Here is a 19,906-nt window from a genome sequence, read left to right on the forward strand (position 1 = left end):
TCAGGCGTTGCAAATTTTTACGATGGCTTGAAATAACAATCTGAAAAGGAAAGGGAAAATGAGGATCGTAACCGAGCTTGACCTTGCAGGCGATGGGCCGGTGCATCGCATCGACGGGCCGGGCTTGTGCGATCTTCTAGGGATTTCTCCGGCCATGCTGACCGAGTTGAAACGCCGGGGCATCGCCAAGCATCTCGGCCGCGATGCCTGGGACCTGGCGGTGACGGTTCAGGGATATTGCGCTCACCTGCGCGGCACCGCCAGCGGCCGCGGTGACGAAGCTGCGGTGCTGAACCTGACCGGCGAGCGGGCGCGGCTGGCGCGGGAACAGGCCGACGCGCAGGCGCTCAAGAACGCCGCGCTTCGCCGCGAACTGGTTCCTGCGTCCGATGTTGCCCGCGAATGGGGCGAGGCGCTGCGGGCGATTCGGGCGCGGGTGCTGGCGATCCCGTCGCGGGTCCGTTCGGCCCTTCCGCATCTGACCCCGGCCGATGTGGCGGCGCTGGATCGGGAAACCCGCGCCGCCCTGGATGATCTGGCCGATAATGCAGGGGCCGACGATGCCGCTTGACCGGATCACGGAAATCCGCCGCGAGGCTATGCAGGCTCTGCGCCCGCCGCCCAAGCTGCAGCTTTCGGAATGGATCGAGGCCAATGTGAGGTTGCCCGAAGGCGTATCTGCCCAGCCCGGCCCGGTGCGGCTCTGGCCGTTCCAGCGCGAGATTGCCGACGCCATCGGGGATCCGTTCATTGAGCGGGTGACGCTGGTCAAGCCGGTGCGCGTCGGCTTCACCACGCTCTTGACCTCGGCCGTCGCCAGCTTCGTGGCAAACGACCCCGCGCCAATCCTCTGCCTGCTGCCGGCCGAGGCCGACTGCCGCGATTACATGGTTTCGGACGTGGAACCGATCTTCGCGGCCTCGCCCGCCGTCGCGGCGGTGCTGTCGGACGAGCGCGACGAATCGGGCCGCAACACGCTGCTGTCGCGCCGCTTTCCCGGCGGCTCGCTCAAGGTGGTGGCCGCCAAGGCCCCGCGCAACCTGCGCCGGCACAACGTCCGCCTGCTGTTCATCGACGAGGCGGACGGCATGGAGGCCACCGCCGAAGGCTCGCCCATCGTGCTGGCCGAGCGCCGCACCCTGTCCTTCCCGGATCGCAAGATCGTGCTGGGCAGCACCCCGGTTCACGAGGATACCAGCCACGTCCTGCGCGCCTGGGCGCAGTCTGATCAGCGCATCTTCGAGGTGCCATGCCCGGCCTGCGGCACGTTCGCGGAAATCACCTGGGACGCGATCACCTGGGACGAGGGCGCGCCGGAAACCGCCCGCTGGCGCTGCCCGCATTGTGCCGAGGAGATCGAGGAGCGCCACAAGCCCGCCATGGTCGAGGAAGGCTGCTGGCGGGCGCTGCGTCCCGAAGTGCAGGGCCATGCTGGTTTCCGGCTCAATGCCCTGGTCTCGCTGCATGCCAACGCCGCCTGGTCAAAGCTGGCCACCGAGTTTCTAGCCGCCAAGGACGATCCGACCACCTTGCAGACCTTCGTCAACACCATCCTCGGCCAGGGCTGGCGCGCCGATGGCGAGGAACTGGATGAGTCGGCACTGATGGCGCGGGCCGAGCCGTTCGGGCTGGACCTGATCCCGGCCGAGGTGCTGGTTCTGACGGTCGGCTGCGACGTGCAGCACGATCGGATCGAACTGACTTACTGCGGTTTCACCGACGCGGGGCAGATGCTGGTTCTGGGCCATCGGGTGATCTGGGGCGCATGGGACGCCGAGGAAACATGGGCCGAACTGGACGGGCTGCTGACCGAGCGTTTCCCGCATGAACTCGGGGGCAAGATGGCGATCGATGCCGCCGCGATCGACGGGAGCGACGGCACGACCATGCATCGTGTAACCGATTTCTGCCGCGCCCGCACCCGGCGCAAGGTGGTCGCGATCAAGGGCGCGCCCGGAAACCGGCCGGTGATCGAAAAGGCCGGGTCAAAGACAAAGACCGGCGCGCGGCTGTGGATAGTCGGCGTGGATACGGTCAAAACCCAGCTTTTCGGCCGCATCGGCAATCCTGCCGCTGTCCGGTTCTCTGCCGGCCTGCCGGCGGTCTGGTATGAGCAGGCGACCAGCGAGCGGGCCGTGATCCGCTACAGTCGGGGCCAGCCGACCCGGCAATTCGTCCGCATCCCCGGCAAGCGCGCCGAGGCGCTGGATTGTCTGGTCTATGGCGTGGCCGCGCGCCAACTTGTCCAGATCAACCCCGACGATCGGCGCGCGGCGTTGTCGCAGGTCGAGGCCGCGCCGCCCGGCCGGCGCGGCCCCATCACGCAAAGCAGATGGATGCAGCGCACATAGGAATCGGGTTGGGCGGACCCGTCAGGGATAGGCATTCATCCCATCTGCCCCGGATCAGTCGGACAGTGCCGGCCTCATGGAGGCGAAACCCCGACAGCCTGCGGCCTGGCTCCTTGGTGCGGCAGGCAACCAGTCTTCGAGGAAACAAGGAGGAAACATGCCATTGCCACCACGCTTTGCATGGACCGTCGATGAAGCTGCCGCGCGCCTGGACCGGGCACCGGCCGATGTAATCGGCTACGCCATTCAGGGCAAACTTGAACTGGTGGCATCCTTGCCGCCCTGGGAAACCGCCGGCAGGGAAGGGTATGGGCTTACGGCCATCCCGCCCGAGGCTGTTCTGACCATGTTCCGCCGCGATGGCACCGGGCCACGTCAGGCCATGGTTTTTCACGTCAGAGCCCCTGATTCCGGCGATGATTGGAAGCGTATTTCCAGCCCGGCAGGCGGGTTCTGTATCGAGCGGGCAGACATTCTTGTTCTCGCCGCGCATCTTGATCGGTTCGAGGAAGAACATGACCTGACGCGCCGCCCCTCTACACGAGGCGGATCGACCGCGACATGGGATTGGGAAGCCTTCTGGCTGGCGGTGGTGCGGCGAATCCACAACTACGGCCTTCCCGCCACCCAGAGAGAACTCACGCTCGAGATGCAGGATTGGTTCGCGCGGCGATCTTCGGACGGCCGCGCACCGGACGAGAGCACCATCGGGAAGAAGATCCGGGAGGTCTGGAAGGTGCTGCGCGACGATGAATGATCCCTGCGGGTCATGTTTCGATGATTATCACGAGAATGTGATAATGGGTGCCAAAGTGTATTAACTGGGTGTCAAAGTGTATTGACGGGTGTCAAAGGGGATGCAGCCGGTATCAATCGGGCTACATTGATGTGATTTGGTGCATCTTGCACCAAATTGAAATCATTAGTAAAAATATCACGCGACATGATACCTTCCGGGAAAATCTACAGGAAGGTTCCTACCCATGAAGTTGGAAGATTTCGCCATCACGATCACCGATTTTGCCCAGCTTGTGGGGCGGGGAACGGGGTCAATCACCAAGGACGAGAACCAGTTCGGCGCGCACCGTAGGGCATCCACCTTGAACGGTGAGATCAGGGAATATCGCTTGCAGGACGGGCTTCGCGAGTTGGTCGTATCCGGGATGATCAAGGCCGGCATCGAACCCGGCAAGGCTTGGCCGGCGGTGATGAAGCGAGACGTTCTGGCCGAGTTCATGGCCGGCCGGCTGGTCGAGTTCGGGCTTTTCGCCCTGACCCCGCTTGAAAAGTTCGACGCCTTGACCCCCGCTATCCGCATCCCCATCGGGGATGCCGCGCAAAACCTTGTCAACGCCTTCGCTGCCCATCTGGTGCGCGCCCATGGCGGCCCGGCAGCTCATGCGGCGTTGGCCGATTTCGACGCGCGCTGCCAGGCGGTGCGGGTCGCCTGACTGTGGCCTGGCCTTTCAACCATCTCGGCCGGTTCTTCCGCGCCACCCAGCCCGACCAGAAACGCTCCGGCATCGAGGCGGGCGCGGGCGGACGGCGCTGGCAGGGCGCGCCGATGCTGGCGGCGCCGCAGCAATCCGCCCTGGCGGCGCGCGGCCCGGCTAAGGCACGGGCGGCGGCGCAGGCCATGAATACCGCCTATGGCGCCCGTATTGTCGAGGCATGGACCGCCGCCCTTGTCGGCAAGGGCTGGCAGACCCGCAGCGGCCACCCCGACCCCGAGGTGCGGCGGCAGTTGAACGAGGCGTTCGAGACCCTGACCGGCCCGCTTTTGCCGCTGATTGCCCGCAGTCTTGTGCGCGACGGCGAGGCGTTCGTGCACACGGTGCCGACCGAGGACGGCAACCTGCGGCTGCGTGTCCTGCCCGCCGACCAGAACGACCCCAGCCTGCACCGCGATCTGGGCAACGGCGCGCGCATCATCGCCGGCATCGAGTTCGACGCGCAGGACGAGGTTCGCGCCTATCACGTCCTGCGCGAAGCGCCCCGCTCGCCCTTCGCGGTCTATAGTGACGCGATCCGGGTGCCGGCGTCGGACATGCTGCATGTGTTCGACCAGCTTTTCCCCGGCCAGGTGCGGGGCTTGTCCTGGCTGGTGCCCGTGCTGCTGAAACTGCGCGACCGGGACGAGGCCAGCGATGCCATGCTGATGAGCCTCAAGGTTCAATCGCTGATGACCGGGTTCGTATCCGATGCCGAAGGCGGCGCGGCCGGGTTCGAGGCGGACGCCGGGTCGGTCGATGTCAGCCTTGAGCCAGGCGCGATGCGTGTCTTGCCCCCCGGCGCCGAGGTGAAGTTTTCGACCCCCGGTCAAGGGCTGGCGCAGGCGGTGGATTTTCTGCGCGCGCAGGATCGCGAGATTGCGGCCGGCGTCGGCTTGACGTTCGAGGCACTGACCGGCGATCTGGGCGAGGCCAACTATTCCAGCGCCCGCGTCGGCCTGCTGGATTTCCGCCGCCGCGCCGAGATGCTGCAGCGCCTGCTGATCGAGGGCAGGTTACTTGCGCCCCTGTGGCGGCGCTGGATCGAGGTGCGGGCGCTGGCCGGGGTGATCCCTGCCGACCAGATGGAGGATTACCTGCCGGTGCGGTTCGTGCCGCCTGGCTGGCAATGGGTGGACCCGCGCAACGAGGTCGAGGCCGAAACGGCGGCGATCAATGCCGGCCTGAAATCCCGCGCGGAAGTCGTGGCGGCGCGCGGCCGCGACATTGACGAACTGGACGAGGAAATCGCCCGCGATGCCGCGCGCGCGCCCGTTGCCCAAGCCAAGGAAGCCCAGCCATGAGCATTCATCTGCGCGCGGCCAGCCCGCGCCCGTCCACCTTCGACCCCGAGGCCCGCACCATCGAGGCCATCATTTCGACCGGCGCCGATGTTGAACGGGCCGGCCATGTCGAGCGGCTGGACCTGTCCGGCGCAGACCTGTCCCGCCTGACCGGCGCGCCGGTTCTGGATGCGCACCGCAGCGGATCGACCCGCGACCAACTGGGGGTGGTGGAAGCCGCCGAACTGCGCCCGGAAGGACTGTGGGTGCGCATGAAGTTCCGCAGCAACGATCCCGCGCAGGCGGTGCTTGCCGATATTGCCGAAGGCACCCTGCGCGGACTGTCGATCGGCTATTCCGTCCGTCGCTGGTCCGAGGGCCGCGAAAGCGGCCGGCGCGTCCGCACGGCCCTGCAATGGTTGCCTGTAGAGGTGTCCATTGTGCCCGTCCCCGCCGATCCCGGCGCCCATTTCCGAAACGGAGAAAACCCCATGCCCGAGACGGCACAAACCACCACGACCACCACCGAGGCGGGCGCGACCCTGAACCGAGCGGCGATCAATGCGGAGATCCGCACCATCGCGGAAACCGCCGGCCTGACCCGTGCCTGGGCGGATACCCAGATTGACGCCGAGGCCAGCGCCGAGGATGCCCGCGCCGCCGCCTTTACCGAAATGCGCCAGCGCGCCGAGGCCACCACCACCCGCACCACGCGCGCCGAGGTCGGTTTCTCGCATGACGACCCGACCGTGATCGCCACCCGCGCCGGCGAGGCGCTGTATGCCCGCAACCATCCCGAGCATCAGCTTTCCGAGGCTGCGCGGCCATTCGCGAACATGACCACGCTGGACTTGGCCCGCGACTGTCTGCGGCGTAGTCGCATCGGCACCATGGGCGCGGCGGCGGATACGATCATCACCCGCGCCCTGCACAGCACCGCCGATTTCCCGCTGCTGCTGGGCGATGCCGTGGGGCGCGAGATGCGCCGCCCCTATGATGCCGCCCCTTCGGGCGTTCACCAGCTGGCGCGGCAAAGCACGGTGCGCGATTTCCGCCCGAAGCGGTCTATCCAGCTTGGCGACGGTCCGGCGCTGGAAAAGGTGGCCGAAGGCGGCGAGTTCAAGCGCGGCACCATGGACGAATCGGCGGAACTGTATGCGGCCGAGACCTTCGGCAAGATTTTCGCCATTTCGCGCCAGGCGCTGGTCAACGACGATGTGGGCGCCTTCGCCACGATCCCGGCTCGGCTCGGCAACGCCGCCCGCGCTTTCGAGGCCGCGCAGCTGGTGGCGAAGATCGAGGCCAATCCCCTCATGTCGGATGGCGTGGCGGTCTTCGATGCGACCGACCATGGCAATCGGAAAGACCCCACCGCCCCGGCTGCGATCCAGGAAGACATTTCCGCCGCGCGCCTGGCGATGCGCCATCAGACTGGCCTTTCGGGCGATGTGATCGGCATATCCCCGCGCTTCGTGCTGGTGCCGGCCGAACTGGAAACGACGATGGAGAAGGCCCTGACGGCGATTCAGGCCCCCACCACCGACGACGCGAACCCCTTCAGCAAGCTGACCCTGGTTGTCGAGCCGCGCCTGACCTCGGCCACGCGCTGGTATGTCGTGGCCGATCCCGCCCTGGTCGATGGTCTGGAATATGCCTATCTGGCCGGTGCCCCCGGCCCGCAGGTGGAAACCAAGGTCGGATTTGAAGTCGATGGCGTCCAGATGAAGGTGCGCCTTGATTTCGGCTGCGGCTGGCTGGACTACCGCAGCTGGTTCCGGGTCGGCTGATGGCTGTCCCGACCGAGGAGCTGACCACCCTGCGCGATGCCCTGATCCGGGCGCGCGCAAGCGGGGTGCGCGTGACCCTCTATGAAGGGAAGCGCATCGAATATGCGACCGATGCCGAAATGGCTGCGGCCATTGCCGATCTGGATCGGCGGATCGCACAGGCGACCGGCCCGAGGCGGGGCGGCGCCGTCACCTTCACCACCAGCAAGGGGTTTTGACCCATGAAAAACTTCATCGAAAGCGGCGACACGCTGACCATTCCGGCCCCTGCGGCCGTTTCCTCGGGCGGCGTGGTGGTCACGGGGCAGCTGATCGGCGTGGCCGTCAGCGATGCCGCCAGCGCCGCGGACGTGGCCGTGCAGACGCGTGGCGTGTTCAACCTGCCCAAAGAGGCCGCGCTGGCGATCACTCTGGGCGCCGCCGTCTATTGGGACGCCACGGCGGGCGTCGTGACCACCACCGCCACCGATAACACGCCGATCGGCTATGCCACCGCCGCCGCGCTGGCCTCGGCCGCCACGGTGCGCGTCAGGATCGGGTAATCACAATGGGCAACCGACCGGCCACCGTTACCGCCGCAGAAATCACGCGCAGCGTGAAAGGTGCGATGGCCGCCGGTTTCGCAGTTGGTCGAATAGAAGTTGACCATATGGCCGGTAAGGTCATCATCTTTCCAATGGGGGTATCTTCGCATGGCGAGGTTGGCCCCGATCCTGACGAACTGCTTAAACAGCGATGAAAAAGCCGCGCAATCCTTTCCCCGGCGTGACCCGTGTGGTTGATCGACACGGCAAAGTGCGCTGGCGCTTTCGGAGGAAGGGGCGGGCGGACGTATATCTTCCCGGTCCCTATGGGTCTGCGGAGTTTCGCGCGGCCTATGAGGCCGCATTGGCAGGAGCTGCCATTCCGGTGACGCGAACCAATGCCAGTTATGGCACTATCGCTTGGCTGATCGAGAGTTACTTGCGCAGCCCGAAGCACCTGAACCTGTCGGAAATTCGTCGCAAGACAATCCGCCGGGAATTGGACTGGCTGCGGGGTGAGATCGGGCAGTATCAGGCGGGGCGGATTGAGACCCGGCATGTTGAGGCGATTATGGCTCGCAAGACCGGCCCGACTGCGGCTAACACCGTGAAGAAAAACCTGTCGATGCTGTTTAACTTCGCAATCAAATATTCGCTGGCCGATCTAAAGCACAACCCGGCCAAGTATGCCGACCGGCGCAAGGAAAATCCGGATGGATACCATACTTGGACTGAGGCGGAGATTGCACAGTTTTTGGCGTTCCACGGTCCCGGCACAAAGGCGCGCCGGGCAGCATGGCTGATAATGAACACCGGAGCAGCGCGACAAGATGTTGTTGGTTTGGGCAAACAGAATATTGAGGGAGGCCGGATCAGATACCGGCGGCATAAGACAAGTATCGGCGGAGACTATCCGCTGATGCCCGAGCTTCTGGAAGAATTGCGGAGCGTGTCCGATCAGCTTCTTTTTCTCACGCACAGCAACGGACGGCCATACAAACCGGAGAGCTTCGGCAACTGGTTCAAGGATCAGTGCAAGGCCGCAGGCTTGCCCCATTGCTCTGCACATGGGTTGCGCAAAGGGCAGGCAACCCGGATTGCCGATAACGGGGGAGGCGAGCTTGAGGTCATGAGTTTTCTGGCTCATGCGACCCCCAAGGAGGGCGCGATATACACCAAGAAGGTGAGCCGCGCCCGCTTGACGGATCGTGGCTTAGCACGTCTTTCTAGGGTAAAAGAGGAACAGAAGTTGTCTAACCTTCGCGATGGGTTGGACAATAAAGCCAATCAACCAATTGAAAGGAAAAGGAAAAAATGAGTTTGTGGCAGCCCGTAGGGGAGTCGAACCCCTCTTTTCAGGTTGAAAACCTGACGTCCTAACCGATAGACGAACGGGCCACTTTTTCGTATCCGCCGGGTCTTGCCCTGCGGCGTGGGGCGGTATTTAGGTTCTCTGCCGCGGGGCTGCAAGCGGAAAAATCACCTTGCGCCAAAGTTTTTTCCCGGCCGGCGGCGGGGGCTCAGCCCACCGGCGCGGCGTCGTCCAGGCGCAGCCGCACCCGCTCGCGCCCGCCCCATTGCGTGAGCTCCAGCTTGCCCGCCAGGTGGAAGCGGCGCCCCTTTGCGCCCAGCAGCGCGGGGCCCAGCGGGCCGTTCATCGCGCCCCAGGCCACCGCCTCCAGGGCCGGGCTGCCGGGGCTGCGGAAGCGCAGGCGCAGGTGGCTGTCGCCCATCGCCCCGGCGCTGTCGATCAGCTGCTCGGCAAAGGCGAAGCGCGGCGCCGGCGCGGCCTGGCCGAAGGGGCCGGCGCGCTCCAGCATCTGCATCAGTTCGACCGTGGCGCCCGAGGGGTCCAGAAGCCCCGAGATGCGCAGTTCGCCCGCGCCGGGACGCTCGGCCATCTCGCGCGAAAGCAGCTGCGACAGGCGCTCCATGGCCGCGGGGATCATGGCCTCCTCGATGGTCAGGCCGGCCGCCATCGCATGCCCGCCGCCCTTCAAGAGCAGCCCCTCGGCCGAAAGGCGCTGGATGGCGCGGCCCAGGTCCACGCCGGGCACCGAGCGGGCCGAGCCCTTGCCGATGCCGCGCTCGACCCCGATCACCACCGCGGGCAGGCCGGTCGCCTCTTTCACCCGCGCGGCGACGATGCCGACGACGCCGGGATGCCAGCCGTCGCCCGCCGCCCAGGCGACCAGGCTGTCGCCGGCCTGGGCGCGCGCCTCGACCTGGGCCAGGGCCTCGTCGCGCACGGCGGCCTCGATGGCGCGGCGGTCGCGATTCAGCGCGTCCAGCTCGGCCGCCAGCCGCTCGGCCTGGCGGCCGTCGGTGCAGGACAGGCACAGCGCTCCCAGGTCGGCACGGCCGACGCGGCCGCCGGCATTGATCCGCGGTCCCAGCAGGAAGCCCAGGTGAAAGGCGTTCGGCGCCGAATCGAGCCGCGCCACGTCGGACAGCGCTACCAGGCCGGGGCGCTCGCGTCGGGCCATGACCAGCAGCCCCTGCCGCACGAAGGCGCGGTTCACCCCCACCAGCGGCGCCACGTCGGCTACCGTCGCCAGCGCCACCAGGTCCAGCAGCGGGATCAGGTCGGGCTGCGGATGACCGCCCCGGCGCAGCAGGCTGTTGCAGCGCACCAGGGTCAGGAACACCACGCCGGCGGCGCAGAGATGGCCAAGGCTGCCGTCCTCGTCGGCGCGATTCGGGTTCACCACGGCCGCGACCTGCGGCAGGGTCTCGCCGCCCTGGTGGTGGTCCAGCACGATCACGTCGCAGGTCGAGGCCGCCAAAGCCTCGTGGCTGAGCGTGCCGCAATCGACGCAGACGATCAGGTCGTGATCCTGCGACAGCGCCGCGATGGCGGGGGCGTTGGGCCCATAGCCCTCGTCGATTCGGTCGGGGATGTAGAGCGTGGCATCGTGCCCCTGCCGGCGCAGCCAGTCCAGCAGCAGCGCGGCCGAGGCGCCGCCGTCCACGTCGTAATCGGCGAAGATGGCGATGCGCTGGCCGGCGAGAAGGGCGGCGACCAGCCGCTCGGCGGCCTTGTCCATGTCGCGCAGGCTCAGGGGGTCGGGCAGCAGGTCGCGCAGCTTGGGATCGAGGTAAAGCGGCGCCTCATGCGGGGGCACGCCGCGCGCGGCCAGAACCCGGCTGACGGGCAGGGGCAGGCGGCTGTCCTGGGCCAGCGCCTCGGCGGCGCGTTCCAGCATGGCGTCGGGACCGCGCCAGAGGCGGCCGGTCAGCGAGGAGGTAACGGAAAGAAAGGCGGTCATGCGGGCTTCATCCCCCATGACCGCCTGCTGTTCAAGCCCGTCCGGCAGGGCTTACCTGATCGGGTTGCGATAGATCATGCGCCGGACCGAGCCGGTCTTGGAGCGCATCAGGATGGTTTCGGTCTGCAGGTAATGCGGCTCGCGCTTGACGCCGGCCACGATCGAGCCGTTCGTCACCCCGGTCGCGGCAAAGATCACGTCGGCCGTCACCATCTCGTCGCGCGAATAGATGCGGTCCAGGTCGGTGATGCCGGCCTTGGCGGCGCGGCCGCGCTCGTCGTCGTTGCGAAACAGCAGCTTGCCCCACATCTGCCCGCCCATGCATTTCAGCGCCGAGGCGGCCAGCACCCCCTCGGGCGCGCCGCCCGAACCCATGTACATGTCGATGCCGGTCAGCTCGGCCTCGGCGCAATGGATCACGCCGGCCACGTCGCCATCGGTGATCAGCCGGATCGCCGCGCCGGTCGAGCGGACCTCGGCCACCAGATCCTCGTGCCGCGGCCGCTCCAGGATGCAGACGGTGATGTCGCTGTCCTTGACGCCGCCGGCCTTGGCCAGGGCGCGCACCCGCTCGGACGGGGTCATGTCCAGGCTGACCACGTCCTTGGGATAGCCGGGGCCGATGGCCAGCTTTTCCATGTAGACATCGGGCGCGTGCAGCAGCGTGCCGCGCGGCGCCATGGCGATCACGGTCAGCGCGTTCGGCATGTCCTTGGCGGTCAGCGTCGTGCCCTCCAGCGGGTCCAGCGCGATGTCGACCGCGGGGCCCTGGCCGGTGCCGACCTCCTCGCCGATGAACAGCATCGGCGCCTCGTCCCGCTCGCCCTCGCCGATGACGACGACGCCCTTGATGTCGAGCATGTTCAGCTGGTCGCGCATCGCGTTGACGGCGGCCTGGTCGGCGGCCTTCTCGTCGCCGCGGCCGATCAGCCGCGCCGAGGCATGGGCGGCCGCCTCGCTCACGCGGGCAAGGCCGAGCGACAACATGCGATCGTTGAAATCCTTGGGCGAGGTCATGCGGAAATTCCTTGTGCTTTCTGGCTTTCCGGGCTTCTACGCCCGGTGCCCCGGCCCGGCAAGCCTGCGCGCGCTAACGGGTCAGTTTTCCGCCAGTTCCAGCGCCAGCGCATGGATGCGCGGCACGATGTCGCCCAAGCTGGCATGCACCAGCCGGTGGCGCGCCACATGACCCAGCCCGGCAAAGCGGGCGCTGGCCATGCGGATGCGGAAATGCGTCTCGCCGCCCTCGCGCCAGCCGCCATGGCCGCGATGGCTCTCGCTTTCGTCGATGATTTCCAGCCGCGACGGCTGAAGCTCGGCCAGTCTTTTCCGCATCTCGTCGGCAATCATGCGCTTGCCCCCTTTCATGTCCCGCGAAATAGCCTAAACTGCCTGTCCCGTTCAGGACAAGGCAGGCAGATGAGCAACAGCGACCCGTTCGGATTCGACATTTCCGCGGCCTCGGACAAGAAACGCCGGGCCAAAGGCCGGCGCGGCATGTCCGGCGCCTTCGAAACCTCGACGCGGCGATGCGACAAGGAGGGCTGCGACCAGCCTGGCCAGTACCGCGCGCCGAAATCGCCCCGCGCGCTGGACGAATACTATTGGTTCTGCAAGGAACATGTGCGCGAATACAACCTGAACTGGAACTATTTCCAGGGCCAGTCCGAGGCCGAGTTCCAGGAGTTCCTGGACAATGCCACGGTCTGGGAGCGCCCGACCAAGCCCTTCGGCCGCGCCGCGCAGGAACAGAAATGGGCGCGCCACGGCATCGACGACCCGCTGGAGATCCTGGGCGCGAACGGCACCAACCCCGAGATGCGCACCCGCACCGCGCGCAAGCTCCCGCCGACCGAGCGCCGGGCGCTGGAGATCCTCGAGGCCAAGGAGACCTGGACCCGCGCCGAGATCCGCAAGCAATACAAGTCCCTGGTCAAGGATCTGCATCCCGACATGAACGGCGGCGACCGCTCGGACGAGGACCGCCTCCAGGAGGTGGTCTGGGCCTGGGACCAGATCAAGGACAGCCGCAGCTTCAAGGATTGAAGGATGGGGGCTTTGCGCCCCCACGCCCGCCGGGCAAGCCCGACGGGCTTCCCCCGCAGGATATTTTTCCACGAAAGAAAGGGAAGTAGGCGCCCTGGCTTCTTTCGTGTCCAAATATCCTGGGGGAGCGCGGAACGCGCGGGGGCAAAGCCCCCTGCGGCCTTACAGCTCGCGCTTGATCGCCTCGACGAGGTCGGTCCGTTCCCAGGAGAAGCCGCCATCGGCATCGGGCGCGCGGCCGAAATGGCCATAGGCGGCGGTGCGGCGATAGATCGGACGGCAAAGCGCCAGATGCTCGCGGATGCCGCGCGGCGTCAGGTCCATGGCGCGCGAGACGGCGCGCTCGATCTCGGTCTCGGGGATCTCGCTGGTGCCGAAGGTGTCGGCATAGATCGATAGCGGCTTGGCCACGCCGATGGCATAGGACAGCTGGATCACGCAGCGTTTTGCCAGGCCCGCGGCGACCACGTTCTTGGCCAGGTAGCGCGCGGCATAGGCGGCCGAGCGGTCCACCTTGGTCGGATCCTTGCCCGAGAAGGCGCCGCCGCCATGGGGCGCTGCGCCGCCATAGGTGTCGACGATGATCTTGCGCCCGGTCAGGCCGGCGTCGCCGTCCGGCCCGCCGATGACGAAGGTGCCCGTCGGGTTCACCCACCATTCCGTATTCTCGGTCAGCCATTCCGCGGGCAGCACCTCGCGGATATAGGGCTCGACGATGGCGCGGATGTCGTCCGAGCCCTGGCTTTCGTCCTTGTGCTGGTGCGACAGCACCAGGCTGGTGATCTCGACCGGCTTGCCGTTTTCGTAGCGCAGGCTCAGCTGGGACTTCGCATCCGGGCCCAGCGTCGGCTCGGCGCCGGATTTGCGCGCTTCGGCCAGGCGGCGCAGGATCGCATGCGCATATTGGATCGGCGCGGGCATCAGTTCCGGCGTCTCGTCCACGGCATAGCCGAACATGATTCCCTGGTCGCCGGCGCCGTCGCGGTCCACGCCCTGGCTGATATGGGCGGATTGCTCGTGCAGGTAGTTGTGGACGTGGCAGGTGTTCCAGTGGAACTTTTCCTGCTCATAGCCGATGTCGCGGATCGTCTCGCGGGCGATCTCGCTGATGCGGCCCATGTATTCGCCCAGCTTCTTCTGGTCGGTCAGGCCGATCTCGCCCCCGATCACCACGGTGCCGGTCGTCGCGAAGGTTTCGCAGGCGACGCGGGCGGCCGGATCCTCGGCCAGCAGCGCGTCCAGCACGGCGTCCGAGATCTGGTCGCACAATTTGTCGGGGTGGCCCTCGGAGACGGATTCCGAGGTGAACACATAGTTCTGTCTGGCCATGAAGATGCTCCGTTGAAATGACGCCGCCACGCCAGGAAGCCGTTGTGACGGTCAGGCGAAGCGTTAGTGGACGCGCCCGCCGCCGTCAACTGCGCAACTTGCGCCGCGGCCCCAGGGCGGCCAGCAGGAAGGCCGCCAGCGCCATCGCCACGGCCGGCCAGTCGCCGAGCCGCGACCAGGGCGTGGGCGGCAGCGCCGCGGGCAGGGCGGCGTCGATGCGGCCGGCGCGGTTCAGGCCCAGCGTGGCGCGCAAGGCCCCGCGCGCGTCGATCACCGCCGAGACGCCGGTATTCGCCGCCCGCATCAGCGGCAGGCCCGATTCGATGGCGCGCAGCCGGGCCTGGGCCAGGTGCTGCCACGGGCCGGAAAGCTGGCCGAACCAGGCGTCGTTGGTGACTTGCAGAAGCCAGCCCGGCCGGTTTTCCCCCGCGATCAGGTGGTGCGAGAACACGGCCTCGTAGCAGATCAGCGGCTGCATCGGCGGCAGGCCGGGCAGGCGCATGACCTGCGGGCCGGGGCCGGCGGAATAGCCGAAACCGTGCTGGGCGGCAAAGGCGCGGATGCCGAACTGCGCCATCATGTCGCCCCAGGGCGTGTATTCGCCAAAGGGAACCAGGTGGAACTTGTCGTAGACGGGACCGATTCCTTCGGCCGAGAACTCGGTCAGGCTGTTGAAGTAGCGGCTGCCCTCGACCCGCTGGATGCCCAGCACGACCGGGGCGCCGACATAGGCGGCGATGTCCTGCGGCGCGGTGCCGGATTGTTCGAGCAGGAAGTTCACCGCCGTCTCGGGCCAGATCACCGCGTCCGGCGGCGGCAGGTCGGGATCGCGGATGGCCGACAGGTCGAGCAGGCGGCGAAAGAACACCTCGGACCACCAGGGATCCCATTTCAGCGCCTGGGTGGCGTCCGGCTGGATCAGGCGCAGGCGCAGGCCGGTATCGGGCGGCAGGGGCTGGGCCAGGCGCGCCAGCCCCGCGCTCCAGGCGGTGGCGACGACCAGAGCGGCCAGCACCGTGCCGGGCAGGGCCGGGAACCGGCCGGGGCGGCGAAAGCACAGGGGCAGGGCGGCGGCCAGCATGGTCAGGCCGGACAGCCCGATCGCGCCCAGGGTGGCCGCGACCTGCCCGGCGGGGGTGTCGATCCAGACATGGCCGGCCAGCGCCCAGGGCAGGCCGGTGAAGATCCAGCCCCGCATCCAGTCCGACAGCACCATCAGCGCGGCGAAGCCCAGCCCCTGGCGGGGAAAGCCCGGCGCGAGGCGCACGGCGAGCCAGGCGGGCACGGTCCAGAACAGCGCCCCGCCCGCCGCGGTCAGCACCAGCGCGAAGGGGGCCATCCAGCCATAGGTTTCGGGCTCGACCAGGAAGGGCTCGACGATCCAGGCCATCGCCAGCGCGAAATGGCCCAGCCCGGCGGCAAAGGCGTGCCAGGCGGCAGCGCGGGGCGTTTCCGCCCGCGCGACCTGCCGGCACAGCAGGGCCAGCGCCAGCAGCGTCAGCGGCCAGAGATCCCAGGGCGCCTGACCCAGCGCGGCCATGGCCCCCAGCCCCACGCCAAGGGCGAGCATCGCCCAGGACGGGCGCCCGCGTCGCGAGGATGGCGTGAAGGCCGAAAGGGCCGCCATGGAACCGGCTCAGGCCCCGGCGGTGGTGTCGTCCGGGCTCGGCGCGGCATCGGCGCCGGGTGCGTCGGGGGCGGCCGCTTCGGACTCGGCCGCCTTGGCCTTGGTCTTGCGCGGCGCGCGAGGCTTGGCGGGCTTTTTCGCCGCCTTGCGGGCGGGCTTGGCGGCGGGCTCGGCCTCGGCCGCGGCGTCCGGCTGTTCGGGCGCGGGCTGATCCGCCTCTGCCGGAGCCTCCGCGGCGGCGGGCTCGGCCTTGGCCTTGGGGGTGCGCGGCTTGCGCTTGCGGACGGGCTTTTCCTTGGCCTCGGGCTCGGCTACCGGCTCGGCGGCGGCTTCCACGGGCGCGGGTTCGGGGGCCGTTTCCGGTTCGGGGGTCGATTCCGCTGCCGGTTCCGCGGGCTGGATCGCCGGCTCGGCCAGGGCTTCGGCCGGGGCCGGAGTCGGGGCCTCGACGGGCGTGGGTGCGGGCTCGACGGTCGGCTCGGCGGTCGGCTCGGCGGCGGCGGTCTCGGCAGGCTGCGCGGCCGCCTTGGTCCGGGCGGATTCCCCCCGGCGGCGTTTGCCGGGCCTGCGTTCGGCGGACGGCTGTTCGGCAGGCTGGCGCTCGGCGGCGCCTTCGGCCGGCTCGGGTGCGACCTCGTCACGCAGGGGCTCGGCCGTGGCCTCTTCGACCGGGGAGTCCTCGATCGGGTCGCGGAAGCCGGGGCGGAAGCTGCGGGTCAGGAATTCGGGCATATGCTCGCCCATGCCCATGACCGGATGGCGGTCGGTGCGGCGATCCTCGCGCCGGTCGTGACGCTCGCCATGGCGTTCGCGACGTTCGTCACGGCGCTCGTCCCGGCGTTCCTCGCGGGGGGCGCGGTCGTGCCGGCGCTCGGCCTGTTCGACGGGCTTGGCCTCGGCGCGGGGCTCGTGGGCCTGGACGGGCGCCTGGGCGCGCTGTTCGCTGTCGTCGCGCCGGCCCCGGCGGTCGCGGTCGCGCCCGCGTTCCTTGCGGCCGGATTCGCGCGCCGGGCGCGGCGCGCCCTGGGCGGCGGTGGAAATGGCAAAGCCCTCGGGCACCGGCGCGCGGGGCAGGGTCTGCTTGACCAGCGATTCGATGGCGCCCAGGTATTTCTCGTCCGCGGGCGTCGCGATGGAAATCGCGGTGCCCAGCCGCCCGGCGCGGCCGGTGCGGCCGATGCGGTGGACATAGTCCTCGGCATGGCTGGGCAGGTCGAAGTTGAACACATGGCTGACCGCCGGGATGTCGAGCCCGCGCGCCGCCACGTCCGAGGCGATCAGGAAGCGCAGCGTCCCTTCGCGGAACCCGTCCAGCGTCGCCATGCGGTGGCGCTGGTCCAGGTCGCCGTGGATCGGCGCGGCGTCGAAGCCATGCGCCTTGAGCGACTTGGCGACGATGTCCACCTCGGTCTTGCGGTTGCAGAAGATGATGGCGTTCTTGAGCCCCTCGCCCTCGGCGCGGATCAGCGCGCGCAGCAATTCGCGCTTCTGCTTGGCGGTCTGGTCGCGGCGGGTGGGGGTGATCTCGATCAGCTTCTGGGTGATCGTCTCGCTGGTGGTGGCCTGGCGGGCGACCTCGATGCGCTCGGGCGCATGCAGGAAGGTGTCGGTGATGCGCTCGATCTCGGGCGCCATGGTGGCGCTGAAGAACAGCGTCTGCCGGGTGAAGGGCGTCAGCTGGAAGATGCGCTCGATGTCGGGGATGAAGCCCATGTCGAGCATGCGGTCGGCCTCGTCCACCACCATGATCTGCACGCCGGTCAGCAAGAGCTTGCCGCGCTCGAAATGATCCAGCAGCCGGCCGGGCGTCGCGATCAGCACGTCGACGCCGCGGTCAATCAGCTTGTCCTGTTCCCCGAAGCTGACGCCGCCGATCAGCAACGCCTTGGTCAGCCGGGTGTGCTTGGCGTAGATGTCGAAGTTCTCGGCCACCTGGGCGGCCAGTTCGCGCGTCGGGCACAGCACCAGCGACCGCGGCATCCGGGCGCGGGCGCGGCCGCGGCCCAGCAGGGTGATCATCGGCAGGGTGAAGCTGGCGGTCTTGCCGGTGCCGGTCTGGGCGATGCCCAGCACGTCGCGCCCTTCCAGCGCCGGGGGAATCGCCCCGGCCTGGATCGGCGTGGGCGTTTCATACCCCGCCTCGGAGATGGCTTTCAGAACCTTGGGGTCCAGCTTCAGATCGGAAAACTTGGTCATTCAGGGCTTTCGTATCAATGCGCGGAACCAGCCCGCGCCGTTCATGCGTCCATCGCCGCCATCCGGGAAACCGGATTTTCGCGGCGGGTCGGGACGCAATTTCCGCACGCCCCTCGCCTTGCCTGCCGGATGCAGACAGGGCGGGCCTAGCGGAAAACCCGCTCTTCGTCAATCTGATGCGCGATTGCCGTTCGGCGGGCCGGTTGACGGCCCCCTTGGGCAGGCGCTATCCCCGGACGATCTTACGGATGGAAGCCATGAACCTTTTCTCGGATATCCGCGCGCTGGTCCTTGATGCGCTGGCGCAGATGGAACAGGCGGGCGCGCTGCCCGCGGGCCTCGACACCGCCAATGTGACGGTCGAGCCGCCGCGGGACGCCGCGCATGGCGACATGGCCACCAATGCCGCCATGGTGCTGGCCAAGCCCGCCGGCCTGAAGCCGCGCGACATCGCCGAGGCGCTGGCCGCCCGCCTGGCCGCCGATCCGCGCATCGCCTCGGCCGAGGTGGCGGGGCCGGGCTTCCTGAACCTGCGCCTGGCGCCGGGCGAATGGCAGGGCGTCGTGCGCGCCGCGCTGGCCGAGGGGGCCGATTACGGCCGCTCGGACATGGGCAAGGGCCAGCGGATCAACGTGGAATTCGTCAGCGCCAACCCGACCGGACCGATGCATGTCGGCCACACCCGCGGCGCGGTCTTTGGCGACGCTCTGGCGGCGCTTCTGGATTTCTCGGGGCATGCGGTCACGCGCGAATACTATATCAACGACGGCGGCGCCCAGGTCGATGTGCTGGCGCGTTCCGCCTATGAACGCTATCGCGAGGCCAACGGGCTGGAGCCCGAGATCCGCGAGGGGCTTTATCCCGGCGACTACCTGATCCCGGTGGGCGAGGCGCTGAAGGCGAAATACGGCACCAGCCTGCTGGAGCGGCCGGAATCGGAATGGCTGGCCGAGGTGCGCGATTTCGCCACCCAGGCGATGATGGACATGATCCGCGAGGATCTGGCGCTGCTCAACGTCCACATGGACGTGTTTTCCAGCGAGAAGGCGCTTTACGGCACCGGCCGGATCGAGGCCGCGATCGAGCGGCTGCGCCAGGCCGGGCTGATCTATGAAGGCGTGCTGGAGCCGCCCAAGGGCAAGACCCCCGAGGATTGGGAGCCGCGGGAGCAGACGCTGTTCCGCTCGACCGCGCATGGCGATGACGTGGACCGGCCGGTCAAGAAATCCGACGGCTCCTGGACCTATTTCGCGCCCGACATCGCCTATCACTGGGACAAGATCGAGCGCGGCTTCGACGCGCTGATCGACGTGTTCGGCGCCGACCATGGCGGCTATGTCAAGCGCATGACCGCGGCGGTCAAGGCGCTGTCGAACGGCCGGGTGCCGCTGGACGTCAAGCTGATCCAGCTGGTCAAGCTGTTCAAGAACGGCGAGCCCTTCAAGATGTCCAAGCGCGCCGGCACCTTCGTCACCCTGCGCGACGTGGTCGAGCAGGCGGGCGCGGACGTCACCCGCTTCCACATGCTGACGCGCAAGAACGACGCGGCGCTGGACTTCGACTTCGACAAGGTGCTGGAGCAGTCCAAGGACAACCCGGTCTGGTATGTGCAATATGCCAGCGCGCGGGTGAACTCGGTCCTGACCAAGGCGGCGGCGATGGGCGTCGATACCTCGGACGCGGCGCTGGCGCAGGCGGATCTGGCGCAATTGTCGCATCCGGCCGAGCTGGAACTGGCCCGCAAAGTTGCAGAATGGCCACGCACGGTCGAAATCGCCGCCCGCGCGCATGAGCCGCACCGGATCGCGTTTTTCCTTTACGACATCGCATCCGAGCTGCATTCGCTGTGGAACCGCGGCAATGACGAGCCCGCCCTGCGCTTCCTGCAAGAGGGCGATCCGGTGGCCATGGCGGCGAAAATCGCGCTGGCACGGTCCGTTGGCGTTGTCATTTCGGCCGGTCTTGGTATCTTGGGGGTGACTCCGGCCAAAGAAATGCGCTGAA

At 67.9% G+C, this 19,906-nt stretch carries 17 protein-coding genes, 1 tRNA gene, 1 pseudogene and 1 riboswitch; of the genes and pseudogenes, 12 read left to right on the forward strand and 7 right to left on the reverse strand.

The annotated features are described in order from the left end of the window. Nucleotides 1–58 precede the first annotated feature (58 nt). The 10 genes from E3U25_RS04520 (at nucleotide 59) to E3U25_RS04565 (ending at nucleotide 8,753) form a co-directional block, all read left to right on the forward strand. Complete coding sequence (locus E3U25_RS04520; protein ID WP_116221082.1) at nucleotides 59–571, forward strand: DNA packaging protein; 513 nt, start codon at nucleotides 59–61, stop codon at nucleotides 569–571. Then, nucleotides 561–2,351, forward strand: coding sequence for a phage terminase large subunit family protein (locus E3U25_RS04525; protein ID WP_116221701.1), 1,791 nt, complete (start codon nucleotides 561–563; stop codon nucleotides 2,349–2,351). Before E3U25_RS04520 ends, E3U25_RS04525 begins: the two co-directional genes overlap by 11 nt. A gap of 157 nt (nucleotides 2,352–2,508) precedes the next feature. Continuing rightward, on the forward strand, nucleotides 2,509–3,108 hold the full coding sequence (locus E3U25_RS04530; protein ID WP_140847531.1) for a hypothetical protein: 600 nt from the start codon (nucleotides 2,509–2,511) through the stop codon (nucleotides 3,106–3,108). A 226-nt stretch (nucleotides 3,109–3,334) separates the two neighbouring features. Continuing rightward, complete coding sequence (locus E3U25_RS04535) at nucleotides 3,335–3,802, forward strand: hypothetical protein (RefSeq protein WP_116221080.1); 468 nt, start codon at nucleotides 3,335–3,337, stop codon at nucleotides 3,800–3,802. Between the two features lie 2 nt (nucleotides 3,803–3,804). Next, nucleotides 3,805–5,145 (forward strand): phage portal protein, encoded by a 1,341-nt coding sequence (locus E3U25_RS04540; RefSeq protein ID WP_116221079.1) that lies wholly within the window; start codon nucleotides 3,805–3,807, stop codon nucleotides 5,143–5,145. Next, nucleotides 5,142–6,911 (forward strand): prohead protease/major capsid protein fusion protein, encoded by a 1,770-nt coding sequence (locus E3U25_RS04545; RefSeq protein WP_116221078.1) that lies wholly within the window; start codon nucleotides 5,142–5,144, stop codon nucleotides 6,909–6,911. Before E3U25_RS04540 ends, E3U25_RS04545 begins: the two co-directional genes overlap by 4 nt. Then, nucleotides 6,911–7,129: a phage head-tail joining protein gene (locus E3U25_RS04550; RefSeq protein ID WP_116221077.1), complete on the forward strand. Its 219-nt coding sequence runs from the start codon at nucleotides 6,911–6,913 to the stop codon at nucleotides 7,127–7,129. Before E3U25_RS04545 ends, E3U25_RS04550 begins: the two co-directional genes overlap by 1 nt. A 3-nt stretch (nucleotides 7,130–7,132) precedes the next feature. Beyond that, nucleotides 7,133–7,453 carry a DUF2190 family protein gene (locus E3U25_RS04555; RefSeq protein ID WP_116221076.1) on the forward strand — a complete coding sequence of 107 codons (321 nt, stop codon included), beginning with the start codon at nucleotides 7,133–7,135 and terminating at the stop codon, nucleotides 7,451–7,453. A gap of 5 nt (nucleotides 7,454–7,458) precedes the next feature. Beyond that, the gene (locus tag E3U25_RS04560; protein ID WP_116221075.1) at nucleotides 7,459–7,650 is read left to right on the forward strand and encodes a hypothetical protein; all 192 of its coding nucleotides are present in this window, start codon (nucleotides 7,459–7,461) and stop codon (nucleotides 7,648–7,650) included. Next, on the forward strand, nucleotides 7,647–8,753 hold the full coding sequence (locus tag E3U25_RS04565) for a tyrosine-type recombinase/integrase (protein WP_116221074.1): 1,107 nt from the start codon (nucleotides 7,647–7,649) through the stop codon (nucleotides 8,751–8,753). The genes E3U25_RS04560 and E3U25_RS04565 overlap by 4 nt, the downstream gene beginning before the upstream one ends. Nucleotides 8,754–8,758: 5 nt before the next feature. On the opposite strand, the gene E3U25_RS04570 is transcribed toward E3U25_RS04565, so the two are convergent. From E3U25_RS04570 to E3U25_RS04585, 4 genes are all read right to left on the reverse strand, one after another. Then, a tRNA-Glu gene (locus E3U25_RS04570) sits at nucleotides 8,759–8,833 on the reverse strand. A gap of 122 nt (nucleotides 8,834–8,955) precedes the next feature. Continuing rightward, on the reverse strand, nucleotides 8,956–10,704 hold the full coding sequence (recJ, locus tag E3U25_RS04575) for a single-stranded-DNA-specific exonuclease RecJ (protein ID WP_116221700.1): 1,749 nt from the start codon (nucleotides 10,702–10,704) through the stop codon (nucleotides 8,956–8,958). Nucleotides 10,705–10,755: 51 nt separating this feature from the next. Continuing rightward, entirely contained in the window at nucleotides 10,756–11,721 is a 966-nt protein-coding gene (gene glpX / locus E3U25_RS04580; protein WP_036749520.1) for a class II fructose-bisphosphatase, read from the reverse strand. 81 nt (nucleotides 11,722–11,802) lie between these two features. Further along, on the reverse strand, nucleotides 11,803–12,054 hold the full coding sequence (locus E3U25_RS04585; protein WP_036749743.1) for a BolA family protein: 252 nt from the start codon (nucleotides 12,052–12,054) through the stop codon (nucleotides 11,803–11,805). A gap of 69 nt (nucleotides 12,055–12,123) precedes the next feature. Here E3U25_RS04585 and E3U25_RS04590 point away from each other — a divergent pair, with 69 nt between their 5' ends. Then, complete coding sequence (locus E3U25_RS04590) at nucleotides 12,124–12,750, forward strand: J domain-containing protein (RefSeq protein ID WP_036749523.1); 627 nt, start codon at nucleotides 12,124–12,126, stop codon at nucleotides 12,748–12,750. Between the two features lie 162 nt (nucleotides 12,751–12,912). Here the strand turns inward: E3U25_RS04590 and metK are convergent, their stop codons facing one another. The 3 genes and pseudogenes from metK to E3U25_RS04605 form a co-directional block, all read right to left on the reverse strand. Next, nucleotides 12,913–14,079: a methionine adenosyltransferase gene (gene metK / locus E3U25_RS04595; RefSeq protein ID WP_036749526.1), complete on the reverse strand. Its 1,167-nt coding sequence runs from the start codon at nucleotides 14,077–14,079 to the stop codon at nucleotides 12,913–12,915. Between the two features lie 5 nt (nucleotides 14,080–14,084). Beyond that, nucleotides 14,085–14,133, reverse strand: a riboswitch (SAM-SAH riboswitch). 31 nt (nucleotides 14,134–14,164) lie between these two features. Further along, nucleotides 14,165–15,706: an apolipoprotein N-acyltransferase gene (gene lnt / locus E3U25_RS04600; RefSeq protein WP_244294956.1), complete on the reverse strand. Its 1,542-nt coding sequence runs from the start codon at nucleotides 15,704–15,706 to the stop codon at nucleotides 14,165–14,167. A gap of 642 nt (nucleotides 15,707–16,348) precedes the next feature. Beyond that, a pseudogene (locus E3U25_RS04605) lies at nucleotides 16,349–17,902 on the reverse strand (DEAD/DEAH box helicase); the annotation flags it as partial. A gap of 257 nt (nucleotides 17,903–18,159) precedes the next feature. Between E3U25_RS04605 and argS the strand changes: the two are divergent. Continuing rightward, a complete protein-coding gene (gene argS, locus E3U25_RS04610) occupies nucleotides 18,160–19,905 on the forward strand; it encodes an arginine--tRNA ligase (RefSeq protein ID WP_116221699.1) in 1,746 nt (581 codons plus the stop codon). Nucleotide 19,906: the final 1 nt, after the last annotated feature.

Origin of the sequence: Paracoccus versutus, from assembly GCF_029909795.1 — a bacterium.
In the GTDB taxonomy this organism is placed as follows: Bacteria; Pseudomonadota; Alphaproteobacteria; order Rhodobacterales; family Rhodobacteraceae; genus Paracoccus; species Paracoccus versutus.